The sequence below is a fragment of the Polaribacter litoreus genome (assembly GCF_054584775.1).
The window spans coordinates 182,923-198,648 of record NZ_JBTLRD010000001.1 but is presented as its reverse complement, the minus strand read 5'-3'; the positions used below and the strand labels follow the sequence as shown (position 1 = coordinate 198,648).

The following is a 15,726-nucleotide window of genomic DNA, read 5'->3' as shown; positions in this document are numbered from 1 at the left end:
TAAGAGTTTTAACATTGAAAGGCCATATGCGTAGTCAACAAATAAGATGTGATAGATAACTGACTTATGTAAAAATTAGGGTAAAAATTACCATTCTCAGGATTCAGCAGGATGTATTTAATAAATAAAAGCAGTTTATTGATGTTTTAAAAGATCTACAATATGAAAATTAAATTTTTGAACTGCCTTATACTAGTTTCAATTTTAAGCTGTCAGCCAAAAACATCTGAAACAACAGAGGTAATATCTGAGATAAGTTTAGAAGAGTTATCTCAAAACTTCAATTCTCCATCAAAAGAATACCATCCAGAAACTTGGTTCCATTTAAATGGAAACAACATTAGTAAAGAAGGATTAAAATTAGATTTACAAGCAATTAAAGATGCTGGTTTACAGGGTATTCATTTATTTAACAAAGCAGGTCGTGCTTTTCCTAACGTAAAACCAATAAAAATTTTATCTCCAGAATGGGAAGAAATGATTCGTTTTGCTGCGGATGAATGCCAGCGTTTAGGATTAAAATTTACCATGCAAAATTGTCCTGGTTGGTCTATGACAGGTGGTCCTTGGGTACCTGCAAATGAGGCGCAACGTGAAGTGGTAGAAACTACATATCACATTTCAGGAGGCAAACATTTTCAAGAAAATTTAAAGGTAGATTCCTTATACCATACTCCAGATTACGATTATAAAGATATTCAGGTACTGGCTTTTCCAACTTTAGCAGGTGATGATTTAAAACCATACAATCCATCAAAAATTGAAACAAACAATTGGATAGTTCCTTGGCAAGATATTTTTAATCCAGATTCAGAATTAATTGTTACCAGAAAAAATACTCGATTAAAAAAACCGCTTAAAGAGTATAGAAAAGTAGGAATTTCTCAAGTGAAAAAACAAAAAACTTGGGTAAAAACTTCGTTTGATAAAGAGATTACTTTGCGTTCTATAGTTTTCCCTCAGTTGCGCCATATTATTACAGGTACAAATTATCCAAGAGTAGAAGTTTCGATTAAAGTAGAGGCACTTATCAATAATAAGTTACAAGAAATAACAACCTTAAAAATACCAGATGCCAATTGGAATGATAGACGCAAATACCTAACCTTAGCCGTTCCAGAAACAACAGCTACTGTATTTAAATTTACTTTTTTAGGAAAACACGCTATTGCTCCAGAATCTATAAGATTAAGTGCAAAACCCAAATTGCACAATCATGAGGCAAAAGCAGCAAAAGTATTGAGACGTTTAAAGAAAGAAGTACAGTATAATTACTCAGAAAATACTATTATAAAACCTGAGACAATCATCAACTTAACCGATAAATTATCTGCTGATGGAAAACTAACTTGGAATGTTCCTAATGGAAATTGGACAATTGTACGTTTTGGACACATCAATATGCGATTGACCAACAAACCTGCAGTTCCTGAAGCTACAGGTTGGGAATCTTCTAAACTCGATAAAATTGCCATAGAAAATCATTTAAAAAACGGTATGATTGGAAATCTTATTAAAGATGGAGGACCAATTGGAGATGGAAAATTACACGGTTTATTAATTGATAGTTGGGAAAGTCACGTGCCTACTTGGACCATCAATTCTGAGGATATGTTCAAAGAATTTGAACAAAGAAGAGGATATAGTCTAAAAAAATATCTACCTGCTACAATGGGTTATATTGTAGAAAGTACAGCAACCACAACCAAATTTTTAAGAGATTTACGCCAAACAATGGATGAGGTTTTTATTGATAATTTCTTCAAACATTTTGCAACAGTTGCGCACGAAATGGGCGCAGAAGTGTATACAGAAGGTGCAGGTGGAGAGGTGTTGCCTGTAGATCCAATGCGTTATTATGGCGTTAGTGATATTCCTATGACCGAATTTTGGTATCCAAAAGCACCATCAGATCAAAATGAATACGCAAAACCCATTTACAACGCTTCTTCAGCAACTCATTTGTATAATAAACCAAAATTGGCAGCAGAAGCGTGTACGCAAGTTGGGGTAAAGTGGAACGAACATCCTTTTTCAGTAAAATATTTAATCGATTATAATTTTGCAAAAGGTGTAAATCACTTGGTATTTCACACGTTTTCTCATACACCACAAACAGATGTTAATCCAGGATCTAGTTTTGGCGGTAATATCGGTTTTCCTTTTGTGCGTCAACAAACTTGGTGGAAATACATGCCAGATTGGATAGCGTATTTGTCTAGAAATCAATATGTGTTGCAACAAGGAGAATATGTGGCAGATGTATTGTGGTATTATGGAGATCATTTTGAACGTCCACCATTTGATTTAGATGAATTCCCAAAAGGATTCAGATTTGATTATTTAAATGCAGAAATATTACAAGAAAAAATCAGTATTAAAGGGGATAAAATCCATGTTGAAAATGGAGGGGATTATCGAATCATCAAATTGAGAGATTCAGAAAGTATACTGCTATCAACAGCAAAACAACTGAAAGAATTAGTGACGAATGGGGCAGTAATTTTGGGTGATAAACCTAAAGACTCTCCTAGTTTAATGGATGATGAAAAGGATTTGCTAGAACTAAAATCAATAGCTGATGAATTATGGGGTAACACCAAAAGCGGTGTGAAACAAGTTGGAAAAGGTCGAGTTTATTGGGGTAAAACCATTGATGAAGTTTTACAAGCAGAAAAAATAGCCAAAGACGTGATTGTCTCTGAAGATTTAGATATCAATTGGATTCACAGAGAAACAAAAGATGCGCATATCTATTTTGTAGCTTCTAAAGTAGAACATCCAGTTGATGTGTCATTAAGTTTTAGAATACAAAATTTAACCCCACAAATTTGGGATGCGTTTACAGGAATTCAACAAGATGCTAAAGTTTGGAAAACCATAAATGGTAGAACAAATGTTGCTGTTTCTTTACCTGAAAATGGAAGTACAATTATTGTGTTTTCTAAAAGTGATAAAAAATCATTTGCATCAAAAGTAATCTCTAATAACCAAACTATTTTAGATGCCAAAACAGAGTGGTATCGAATTCATAAAACGAATGATTACCCAAAAATATCTTGGGATAAAGATGATGTTAAAGCATCAAAATCTGGAGAGTATATCTTTCATCAAAATGGAAAGGAAATTGTAAAGTCAATTGATATTAAAAAAATGTCATTACAAAACAACTGGCAATTATCTTTTGATAAAGGTTGGGATACCCCAGAGTCTATTGTTGTTGATGAATTAAAATCGTTAACTGAATTGGAAAACAAAGCCATACAACATTACTCAGGTACAATAACGTATAACAAAATTTTTGAAGTCAAAGAGTTAGGAGAATTCATGAGTATTGATTTAGGAGAAGTTGCAAACATTGCAGAATTGTGGTGTAATGGTAAAAAAGTGGGTATAAAATGGGCACCACCTTTTGAGTTTGATATTACAAACGAAATACAAGTTGGAGAAAACAAATTGGAAATTAAAGTAACCAATACTTGGCGCAATCAATTGATTTTCGATAATAAAAGGCCAAAGAACTCTAAGAAAACTTGGACAACAGCCCGACCAAAAAATAATGAAACTGAATTGGAAAAATCTGGCTTAATTGGTCCAGTTAGTATCAAATTAAATCACTAATAGTGTGATTAAAAGTATATAATTTATGTAATAAAAATTATAATTCTTTTTTCAAAATTAAAAAAATTGAATTAAATGTTAAGTAATATGTAATTTAGTATTCCTCAGGATAGGTCAGGATACTTTCTAAAACAAAACCTTAGAAATTTACAATAATTAAAAAGATTAAAATCATGATAAAAAATACTTTTAAATTAATATTATTTTTAGTTTTTGTACTTAGTAATATTTCTATAATAGCTCAAAACGCACCACCTTCTGATGGTGTTTTTAGACTACAAAATGTAGCTACAGGAAAATATTTAACGGATGCAGGTTCAAGTGCAACAGCTGTGACAATGTCGGATTCAGGCGAAGCATCAAATACACATTTTAGATTTGTACAGAGTGGTTCGTACTACAATATTGATAGTGAAACATTAGGTATATTACGTGCACCAGGTGCTAGTGGACCAGGGGGAGCTTATGTAGTGGTTAGTACAACTAAAGCATCACCAGCTTCTGACACAGATAAAACTTGGACCATATATCATAATGATACAAATGACACCTATAGATTTGGTTCTAGAACAACTGGTAGATTTATGTATCATGAGGAAGATGGAACTGTAACTCATGCTCTTGCAGAAGATACTGACGACAGAAGCAACTGGAAACTTACTCCTTATGTTCAAACTCCTATAGAAACTGCTCCTGATGAAGATACCAACACAGATTTAAGTTGTCCTTCCTCAGGCGAATTCGAAAATAACAGTACAAGAAATGTAGATATAGCAAATGCTGTTAATGTAGGTACTGCAGATGATAGAAGCTGCTACTCTGATTATTCTGAAAGTAGTGTGAACGGCAAAACTTGGGGTGTTTACAATATTACTGATGGCTCTAACCATTGGGATGGAACATCTTTACAACCAAGAATAGAACGTTCTTTACCTAGAGCTAGTGAAACTGGCGTGGGTAGTTTTGCAAGATTTAATGGAACTTTTAGAATTTTAGAAGTGGGTGATGGAGGTTCTTTCAGTCAAAATGGAAGTTATTTAGCGCAGGCCAAAGGAAAACATTCTGGTGGTGGAGGTTCCAATGACCCAGCTATTCTTTTATATAGAGCTCACCCTGTTTATGGAGATGGAATCAATGCAGATAAACAAGTAGCTTTTGATATTTATGCTGAACGTATTTTAGAACGTGGTGGAGAAGGCAGTGGTAGAGAAGTTGTTTTTCTAAAAAGAGTAAATAAAAATGAGGAAGTTGACTTTCAATTAGAAGTAGGTTTTAGAGCAGATCCAAATGATGCTACGAAAAAAATACATTATTGTGATGCTATAATTGGTGGCGAAGCTTTTAATTATAATATCCCTTCACCAGAAAGAGGTTTAGAATCTGGCATAAGATATGGAGCTTACAGAGTAAAAGGAGGTAGAGCTCAATTTAGATGGGCAAACACTACATATCAAAAAGTAGAAATTGAAGACAATAATACTGTAGAGCCATCTGATGATATTTTTAGATTAAGAAATCTAGAAACAGGTAAGTTTTTAACAGATGCGGGTGCAAGTGCTACACCTGTTACAATGTCAGATGCAGGTGAAGCAACTAACACACATTGGACTTTTGTGAAATCTGGAGATTATTTCAATATAGATAGTGAAACCTTTGGGATAATCCGTGCTTTAGGAACAGGAGGAGTTGTTAGCACATCAAAAGCGGCTCCAGCCACAGACACAGATAAAGTTTGGACCATACATGAAACTAGCACTGAAAATATATATAGAATTGAAGCTAGGAATAATGGTAAGTTTTTATATCATGAAGAAGATGGAAGCGTTTCTAATATTGATGCCAATGAAAATGATCAAAGAAGTCATTGGGAAGCAATACCTACTAGCCAATCTTTAAGTGTTAATGATAATGACTTAAATACAGTTTCTTTAAATGTGTATCCAAACCCAGCAAAAGATGTATTTACAATTTCATTACGTAATGTTTCTCAAGCAAAAATTATTATTTACAATACTCTAGGAAAATCTATCTATATAGGTTCAACCATTAATGGTAGCCTTAAAATTGAAAATAATTCACAGTTTGCACCAGGATTATATATGATAAAAGTAATTTCTAATGATAATAAATTCTATCATTCTAAATTAATGATTAAATAATATACTTTTTAAATATTTTAAAAATCCAGAAGATATAGATGTCTTCTGGATTTTTTAATTTAAACAGGACAAAACAGGATAGAATTTAAACAATACCTCCATAATTTAAACCTCTAAATACAACCCAAATGAAAAGACGCAACTTTCTACAACTTTCTGCATTAGCAGGTGTTGGTTTATCATTACCCATGTCAGGAATATTAAACGCATGTACTAATCAGCCAAAACATTCTTTAGAATTTAAAAAATTAATCACAAGTCTGTTAAAAGATTGGAGTGATGGAATGCTAAAAGTGCAAATCAATAATCCATCTAATTTAGATGTTCATGGTGCATTAGGTTGTCCTTCTTGCTCTCATATTCATGGACGATGTATGGATGCTGTCTATCCTTTTTTATATATGGCAGATAAAACAGGAGATCAAAAATATGTAGAAGGAGCAAAATTAGTAATGACTTGGGCAGAAAACAATGTCTCTCAAGAAAGTGGAGCTTGGACCGTAATTAAAAACCCAAAATCTTGGAAAGGAATTACAATTTTTGGTGCAATAGCGTTAGCGGAAGCATTGCATTATCATGGCCATGTTTTAGATGAAGAAACTCGCAAAGCATGGACAGTTCGTTTAGAAAAAGCGGGTCAATATATTTATGACACATTTACAATTGACTTTACCAATATTAATTATCCTGGAACAGCAGTTTATGGACTAAATTTAATAGGGAACGTTTTAAATAGAGAAGATTTTAAAGCGAAGAGTAAAACTTTAGCGACTCAAGTAAAAGGTTATTTTACAGAAAATGAAGGTTTATTATTTGGTGAATGTAAAAAAAGCTCAAGTAAGCTAAGTGAAAAAGGCTTACATGGAGTTGATTTAGGTTATAACGTAGAAGAAACGCTGAATAGTTTAGTAATGTATGCAATAAAAGAGAAAGATGATGAATTACTACAAATCTTAACCAAATCATTAAACAGTCATTTAGAGTTTATGTTGCCAGATGGTGCTTGGGATAATAGTTGGGGTAACAGAATGTATAAATGGAGTTATTGGGGAAGTAGAACTTGTGATGGTAGTCAACCAGCATTTGCAATGATGTCAAACATTAACCCTGCTTTCGGAACAGCAGCTGTAAAAAACACTGAATTATTACAACGTTGTACTGCAGATGGATTAATTCATGGAGGTCCTGGTTTTATTGAGGCAGGAATTCCACCTTGTGTGCATCATACGTTTACACACGCAAAACCTTTGGCAGCATTGTTAGATCATTGGGATCATTTACCAGAAATAAATGCAAATACAAGTTTACCAAGAGCAACTACTGATGGTGTAAAACATTTTAAAGATTTAGATGTGTATCTTTTTGCAAGAGGAGATTGGAGAGGAACTGTAAGTGCTTACGATGCAGAATATCATTATAAATACGATTTTAGACAAGCATCTGGTGGAGCTTTAGGAGTTTTATATCACAACAAAGTCGGACTTTTATGTGCTGCAAGTATGGCAGAATATCATTTAGTAGAAAAAAACAATCAGCAACCACAACCAGGTAAAGATATTTGTTTAACGCCAAGAATTGAAACTTTTAAAGACGAGGTTTGGTACACAAACTTATACGATTTACCAGCAACAGTAGCAACTAAAGATACAAACGGAATTATTGAATTAATAGCAGACGTAAAATTAAAAAATGTAGATAGAAAAGAAGTTGAAGGTACTGCTGCTACATTCGATATTGGGTACAATTGTACTGCTGATAAAACAGAAATTACAGTAACTACACAACAAGATATCAAAGCACAAACTGCTTTTGTATTGCCAATAATTTCTCCTTCAAGTGAAGTTGTTTCAAAAATTAGTGAGAACGAAATTACCATTCAAAAACCAGAAGGATTGGTAACTATTAAGGCAACAGCATCAATTAAGACAAAAGAAATGGAAGGAAAAAGGACTTTTAATATGGTTCCAGGAGTAGAAGCCTTACCATTAGAAGTGTTTTTCGAAAAAGGAAGTAAAGAATTAGAAATATCAATAACCGTAAGTTAATTTTTTCTGATTCTATTTTATTACAATTTATACAATAATCACAGAAATTTAAAATCTGTCCAAAAATTCACAAATGATTAAAAGGTACCCATTCATATTAATTTTTCTTATAGCTGTTTTTTATGGATGCGAATCCTCATCAGTAATAAAAGTAGACGATTTAAAATGCGAATACCGCAAAAATCCATTAGGAATCGAGAATACAAAACCTCGTTTAAGTTGGAAACTTTTTGAATCGAATCAAACTAGAGGACAAAAACAAACTGCTTATCAAATTTTTGTAGCTAGTAGTTTAGAAAACCTTGATAAAAATATTGCAGATGTTTGGGATTCTGGTAAGGTAGATTCCAATCAATCTGTGAATAACACGTATAAAGGAAATGAATTACAATCTGCGAAACCCTATTTCTGGAAAGTAAAAGTTTGGGATAAAGATGGGAATGCCTCAAATTGGAGCGATTATGGGAAATTTTCAATGGGCTTATTAAAGCAATCGGATTGGAAAGGCGATTGGATTTTAAAATCAGATCAGAAAAAAACAGACCACAATTGGTACAGAAAAAAGGTAACACTTTCAGATGACGCTGAATCTGCATTTGTTTTTGTTGGATCTTTTGGGTATCACGAATTGTATGTAAATGGAGAAAAAATTACGGAAAATGTAATGAATCCTGTTTCTACCTATATGAAGAAAAGAATTGCGTATTTAACTTATGATATTTCAGATAAACTAAAAAAAGGAGATAACGTTATTGCCATTTGGCACGCTGCAGGTTGGGCTCGTTGGCGACGCATTAGAGAGTACAGAAACATCCCTTTTGTGTTTAAAGCGCAAGCAGAAATTGTAGCTGGAGGAAAAAATATCACCCTAAAAACAGATACCAGTTGGAAAACCAAAAAGAGTTATACTGAATATTATGGCGATTGGGATATTTTGCGTTTTGGAGGCGAAACCATTGATGACCGTAAACGAGAAAATGATTGGAATACAGTAGCATATGATGATAGCAATTGGATGAATGCCAGTGTGTACAATCACAAAGAATTAAACGCTAAAATACCAGATGGTAACAACATCAGTTTTGCATTAAATAGCAGAAAAGATAGAGAAGTACGTGCATTATACAGCCCTATAAGAGCTACTTTAAGCGCACAAATGGTAGAGCCTCAGGTAAAATTTAAAGAAATAAAAGCGATTGGAGTTGATAAAAATGAAGACGGAACGTACAGAATTGATATGGGCGAAAACTACACTGGTTTTTTCGAAATGGATCTGTATAAAGGTGTAGAAGGCGATTCTATTTTGTTTGAAATAAGCGATCAAACAGAAACAACCACAAGTTGGAACCAAAAGAGTAAATACATTTACGGGAAATCTGGAAAAGGGAAATTTCAAAATCGTTTTAATGTTGCAGGTGGTAGATGGGTTACCGTTTACGGATTAAAATATCAACCTAAAATAGAAGATGCAAAAGGATATGTGGTTACCAATGATCGAAGACAGGTCAGTAAGTTTACATCTTCAAACGAGCAACTCAATCAAATTTATCAAATCAACTTAAATACGTATTTAGCCAATACTATGGACGGACTTTTGGTAGATTGCCCACATCGTGAAAGACGTGGTTGGGGAGAAGTTACTGTAGCTGCAATGTATGGAGATGCCTTGTCAAACTTTGAAAGTGGCGCGTATATGGATCAGTATTTACAATACACTAGAGATGCGCAACTCCCTGATGGACAAACAAGAGCGGTTTTAAATGAAGAAGATCGTCCGTTTTTAATGTGGAAAGCCAATAGTCCGTTAACTGTTTGGGAAACCTATAGAATGTTAGGGGACAAAAAAGTGTTAATAGACAATTATAAATCGATGCAAAAATGGATGAATTGGTTGTATGAACACTCTAATTTTAATATTGGTGGCGCTTTAAAAATAGGAGAACAAGGAAAAAGAGAAATGCCAGGTTTAGGAGATTGGTGTACTCCAAGAGGTAATTTTTGGACCAGTAGTAATTCTCCAGACGCTGCACATTTTAACAATTGTGTGTATGCGTTTATGTTGGAAAATGCAATGCAAATTGCAGAGACTTTGGGCAAAACTGAGGATGCTAAAATCTATGCAGAAAGATTAAAAGTACAACAAGAGGCCACTCATAAATTGTCTTACAATCCAGAAACTGGTAAATATTTAAAGGGTTATCAAGTAGATCAAGCCTTTGCATTGCTATCTGGTGTAACGCCTTTATCTGAAAAAGAAAAAGTAGAAGATGTTTTGGTGGATAATATATTGTATAAATTTCCATATTACGACACCGGAAGTTCAGGACAGGCATTATATACTCGTTACTTTACAGAGTATGGAGAACGTATGGATTTAATTTACGAGTTGTTAAGAGACAAGCATCACCCTAGTTATGGCTATTTTTTAGAACAAGGCAAAACGGTTTGGCCAGAACGTTGGTCTGCAATTGGTAACAGCCAAATCCATACCTGTTATACTGGAATTGGCGGATATTTTATCAAAGGTTTTGGTGGAATTCGCCCAAATCCTGAAGAATTAGGAATGCAAAATATGATGATTAAACCAGCACTTGTTGGCGATTTAACCTTTGTAAATACCGAATATGAATCGATGTATGGTAATGTAGTTGTCAACTGGAAAAAAGAAGGGAAAGGTGCAACATTTCATATTGAAGTTCCTGTAAATACAAGTGCAAAAGTGTATTTACCAGCAACAAGTAAAGATGGAATTCAAGAAAGTAGTGTATTGGCTGAAAATGCAGAAGGAATTACTTTTATAGGAACAGAAAAAAGCAAAGCTGTTGGTAATTACATAATTTACAAAATTACTTCTGGAATTTATGATTTTAAAGTTGATGAAATGCCTAAAACACAATTTCCAGCACCTTTAGATGATATTAAAAATCTTGCAAAATTAGGAAGAATGAATGCCTCATCTATGTGTATTCAAACTGAAAAATTACCAGTTTTTGAAGCCTTTAGGGTAAATGATGAAGATGAAGAAACACGTTGGTTGGCTACAGAAACCAAAAATCAATATTTGGAGGTAGAATGGGTGAAACCACAAACCTTTAATCAAATTGTTGTAGATGAATATGAGAATAATATTTCTTCATATAAACTACAATATTGGCAAAATGATAAATGGAAAGATATCACAGAAGGAAAAAATTGTGGTACAAATAAAACGCATCAATTTGAAAACATCACATCTACAAAATGTAGGTTATTTATTGTTGATGCAAAAAAAGAACCATCAATAAAAGAACTGAAAATCTATAATAATGAAGCATAAACACCATTTAAAGAATTCATTTGTTATTCTAAATTGTGTTGTATTTCTCTCTTTAGGATGTAAAAATTCTAATGCTCCTAAACAGGATAATTTTAAATATTTTGATGTAATCCAATCTGATTTTATAAACCCAACACCAGATAATAATTTATGGTGTTACTGGTATTGGATTAATGACGACATTTCTAAAGAAGGGATTACCAAAGATTTAGAGGCGATGAAAAAAGCAGGTATTGGTGGCGCTTTAATTGGTAACATCAATCCTGCTCGTAAAGATGGAAAAGTACCCATGCTAAGTGAAGATTGGTGGTCTCATATGGTACACGCCGTAGTTGAAGGAAAACGAATTGGTGTAGATATTGGCGTTTTTAATTGCCCTGGTTGGAGTCAAAGTGGTGGCCCTTGGGTAGATGCTAAAAAAGCGATGCGCTATTTAACCTTTAGTGAAACCAAAGTTGCTGGTGGAAAACTAGTTAATTTAAAATTAAAGCGACCTAACAATAAATTTCAAGATACGCACACATTAGCTTTTAAAGCGCTTCTTGAAGAAGATAAAAGTATTCAACATATTTCTACAAAAGTAACGAACAATTATAATTTAAATGTTAGTGGTTTAATTGATGGAAACATCAATACTGATATTAGTTTTGTACCCGAAAAGAAAAAAGCATTAGAAATAACCTTTACAATGGAGGATGTGATTACAGCACGTTCTATTGCTATAGTACCTAGCAAACCATTTACTTGTAACGTAACGTTATATGCTACAATTAATGGTAAAGAAAAAGTAATCAAAAAGTTTCCTTTCAATCGTATTAGAATGACACCAAATGTGGGGCCTATAAAAAAGGGTGCTTATGCTACAGATATACCAGATGTAAAAGCAAAACAGTTCAAATTGAAATTTACTGATTTTAGAATTGTTAGAAATGGAGGTTATGGTATTGCAAATATCAACATTTCAGAAGCTCCAGTTTTAGAGAAATATATAGAAAAACAGTTGGGTAAAATGCACACATCTCCTAAACCCAATTGGAATACCTATATATTTAAAAAGCAAAATGAATTACTATCAGAAAATTTAAGTATAAACCCTGATGAAGTTATTGATATTAGCGATAAAATTGATGAAAATGGACATTTAAAATGGAATGCTCCAAAAGGTAATTGGACTATTTTAAGATTAGGGATGACACCTACAGGAACCAAAAATGCGCCTGCTGCACCACAAGGTGTAGGTTACGAAATTGATAAAATGAATAGCGAACTGGTGCAATATCACTTCGATAATTTTGTGGGCGAATTGCTAAAGCGAATTCCAGAAGAAAGCAAACCTGCTTTTAAATATGTAATTGCAGACAGTTACGAAATGGGTTCTCAAAACTGGACCGATAATTATGAAGTAAAATTTAAAGAAAAATACGGTTACGACCCTGTAAAATATTTACCAGTTCTTTCAGGTAGAATTGTAGGAAGTGTTGACGAATCAGAGCGTTTTCTTTGGGATTTAAGACGAACTATTGCAGATGATGTGGCGTATGAATACGTTGGTGCCTTAAAAAAAGCAAGTAACAAACACAACCTTAAAACTTGGTTAGAAAACTATGGTCATTGGGGGTTTCCTGGAGAATTTATGATGTATGGAGGTCAATCTGATTTAATTGCTGGCGAGTTTTGGAACGAAGGTACTTTAGGAAATATTGAATGTAAAGCATCATCATCAACAGCACATACTTACGGAAAACCCATAACTTCTGCAGAAGCATTTACATCCGCCAGAAAAACCTATTTAAGACATCCTGCAATGCTAAAAAAACGAGGAGATTGGGCGTTAACTGAAGGCATCAATCACTTTGTCTTACATTTGTACATTCAACAGCCAGATGATAATCGAAAACCAGGAATGAACGCTTGGTTTGGTACAGAATTTAATCGTCATAATACGTGGTTCCGTCAAGCGGATACTTATTTTGATTATTTGCGACGCTGTCAATATTTATTACAACAAGGAAAATATGTGGCTGATGTGTGTTATTTTATTGGAGAAGACGCTCCAATAATGACAGGTGGAAGGGTTCCTGAAATTCCTAAAGGTTATTCTTATGATTACATTAATGCAGAAGTTATTTTAAAAAGATTATCCGTAAAAGATGGTCGTTTTGTATTGCCAGATGGCATGTCTTACAAAGTAATGGTATTACCACCTTTTAAAACCATGCGACCAGAATTGTTGCAGAAGATAGAAAGTTTAGTAGCACAAGGTGGAATAATTTTAGGGCAGAAACCAGAAAAATCACCAAGTTTAGAAAATTACCCAGCAAGTGACCATATCGTTAAAACTATCGCCAACAAAATGTGGGATGGAAATTACAAAACTGGAAAAATGACAAAAGAATATGGAGAAGGAAAAGTGTTTGATGGTTACGAATTGGCAGAAGTTTTTTTAGATTTAAACCTCACAAAAGATGTTACCATTGCTGATGATGCACCTGTATTATGGACGCATAGAAGTACATCAGAAATGGACGTGTATTTTATCACTAACCAAAGTAATAAAGAAATAGAAATAGCTCCAGTATTTAGGGTCAATAAAAAATTAAAACCACAATTGTGGGATGCAGTTTCAGGAGAAATCAGAGCATTACCTGATTTTGAAATTACTGAAACTGGTATAAAAATACCTTTAAAATTGAATGTTGCTCAAAGTTGGTTTGTTGTATTTGCTAAAGAAAATAAATCATTAGCAAAACCAATGAATTCCAAAAATTTTCCAAGTTTTGAAAAGATAACTGAGTTAAAAGAGTCGTTTACTGTAGATTTTTTTAACAAAGAAATTGGTCCAAAAGAGCCTGTTGTTTTTAGTGCTTTAGAAGATTGGTCAACCTCAGAAAATGAAAAAATAAAGTATTACTCAGGCTCAGCAAATTATACCACAACCTTTAATGTGGATAAACTTCCAAAAAATCAAGAAGTTTATATCAACTTAGGCAAACTTTCTGTAATGGCTAAAGTAAAATTGAATGGAAAAGATTTAGGAGGTGTTTGGATAGCACCTTATCGTTTAAACATATCAAAAGCGATACAAAAAGGAGAAAATCAATTAGAAGTTGAAGTAGTTAACCTTTGGAGAAACCAATTAATTAAAGATAAACAAAGACCAAAAGAAGAAAAATATACTTGGTTGGTAACTGATGATATTAAGCCAGAATCTAACTTACAACCTTCAGGATTGTTAGGGCCAGTGGTAATTGAGTCTATAAATTATTAGTGAATTTTAAGAATAGCCAATGTTTTTGAATAAGTAATTTCATCAATCTTAAGTGATTTAAAAATATTTACTTCAGTATGAAAACCAACCGACGCGATTTTATAAAAAATATGTCAGCATGGGGTATTGTTGGTGCAACATATCCTCTTTTATCTGCTTGTGTACCTAAAAATGGAAATGAATATTTAAACGAAAAGATTACAAAAATCGAAATATTTCGATACGATATTAATATACCTCGTTATTTTTCTTGGGGTACTTGGCACAATCGTCAGCATTTATTTATAAAAATATCATCAGGAAATTTTTATGGTTGGACAGAAACACCAGCCTCAAAAAATAATCCAGATTTTAAACCAACGGCTTGGGTTGATTATTTAAAGCAATTTAAAGGAATGACTTTAGGTGAAGCTCAAAAATTATTAGCATCAGAACAAGTTTTGGGTTCAAAACGATCTTTAAAAATGTTGGAGTCTTTAGATATGGGACTTTTAGATCTTTCAGGAAGATTGCAAAATAAACCTGCTGTTAAATTATTAGGTTTAACAGGAATTAAACCAGTGCCAGGATTGTATTGCATACTAGACAAGGACGAGAAAAAAGTTAGAGAAGAAACTGAAAAAAGTATAGAACAAAACCTTGGTCATCATCTAAAATTTAAAATGTATGGTGATGAAAAAGTGGATATGAAGTTACTTAAAACCATTAGAGATGTTTTAGGAAATGAAGCTGTAGTAATTTCAGACGTGAATAAAGGCTATAAAAAGTGGAAATCATTAGACGAATTAAAAGGGATTTTAGATCGTTTTAAAGAAAACGGATTAAATGCCATAGAAGATCCTGCACATTTAAAAACAAAACAATGGATAGAATTACAAGAAATGGTGGCTGATTTAACTTTAATTCCTGATGCTCCTATGCGACCTGCTTGGAAAGGAATCAACATAATGCAAAAAGGAATGGGACACATTTACAATTTGCATCCATCTACAATGGGAAGTTTAACCCACACAGCAAAATTAGCCCATAAAGTAAAGGAAATAGGTGCAAAAGTAATGATAGGTGATGATAGTTTAGTTGGACCTGCTTGTTCTGCGTGGCAACAAATAGCAATAGGCGTTGGCGCCACTTGGGTAGAAGCCATTGAGAAAAAAGAAGATTCTAAAAACTATTTAGAATGTTTGCAAAGCGCTGCTACAAAAAAGGAACCCAATGGATATTATTCCTTTAAACCATCACCTGGTTTTGGACTAGAAATAGATACAGACCGTTTGAAAAAAGTAAGTGAATTGTATATAGAAGTTTAACATAAATACA

General features: G+C 33.3%; 6 protein-coding genes. All 6 read left to right on the top strand.

The window, feature by feature from the left end:
* The first annotated feature begins 162 nt into the window (after positions 1-162).
* The 6 genes from ACW9UN_RS00700 to ACW9UN_RS00675 all read left to right on the top strand — a co-directional run bounded on the left by ACW9UN_RS00700 (position 163) and on the right by ACW9UN_RS00675 (position 15,716).
* On the top strand, positions 163-3,621 hold the full coding sequence (locus ACW9UN_RS00700) for a glycosyl hydrolase (protein ID WP_459483073.1): 3,459 nt from the start codon (positions 163-165) through the stop codon (positions 3,619-3,621).
* Between the two features lie 173 nt (positions 3,622-3,794).
* The gene (locus ACW9UN_RS00695; protein WP_459483072.1) at positions 3,795-5,780 is read left to right on the top strand and encodes a T9SS type A sorting domain-containing protein; all 1,986 of its coding nucleotides are present in this window, start codon (positions 3,795-3,797) and stop codon (positions 5,778-5,780) included.
* A gap of 128 nt (positions 5,781-5,908) precedes the next feature.
* Positions 5,909-7,825, top strand: a complete 1,917-nt coding sequence (locus ACW9UN_RS00690; protein WP_459483071.1) for an ulvan lysase-like protein — start codon at positions 5,909-5,911, stop codon at positions 7,823-7,825.
* Between the two features lie 73 nt (positions 7,826-7,898).
* Positions 7,899-11,141 (top strand): family 78 glycoside hydrolase catalytic domain, encoded by a 3,243-nt coding sequence (locus ACW9UN_RS00685; protein WP_459483070.1) that lies wholly within the window; start codon positions 7,899-7,901, stop codon positions 11,139-11,141.
* On the top strand, positions 11,131-14,409 hold the full coding sequence (locus ACW9UN_RS00680; protein WP_459483069.1) for a glycosyl hydrolase: 3,279 nt from the start codon (positions 11,131-11,133) through the stop codon (positions 14,407-14,409). Before ACW9UN_RS00685 ends, ACW9UN_RS00680 begins: the two co-directional genes overlap by 11 nt.
* A gap of 77 nt (positions 14,410-14,486) precedes the next feature.
* Positions 14,487-15,716 carry an enolase C-terminal domain-like protein gene (locus tag ACW9UN_RS00675; RefSeq protein ID WP_459483068.1) on the top strand — a complete coding sequence of 410 codons (1,230 nt, stop codon included), beginning with the start codon at positions 14,487-14,489 and terminating at the stop codon, positions 15,714-15,716.
* Positions 15,717-15,726 lie beyond the last annotated feature (10 nt).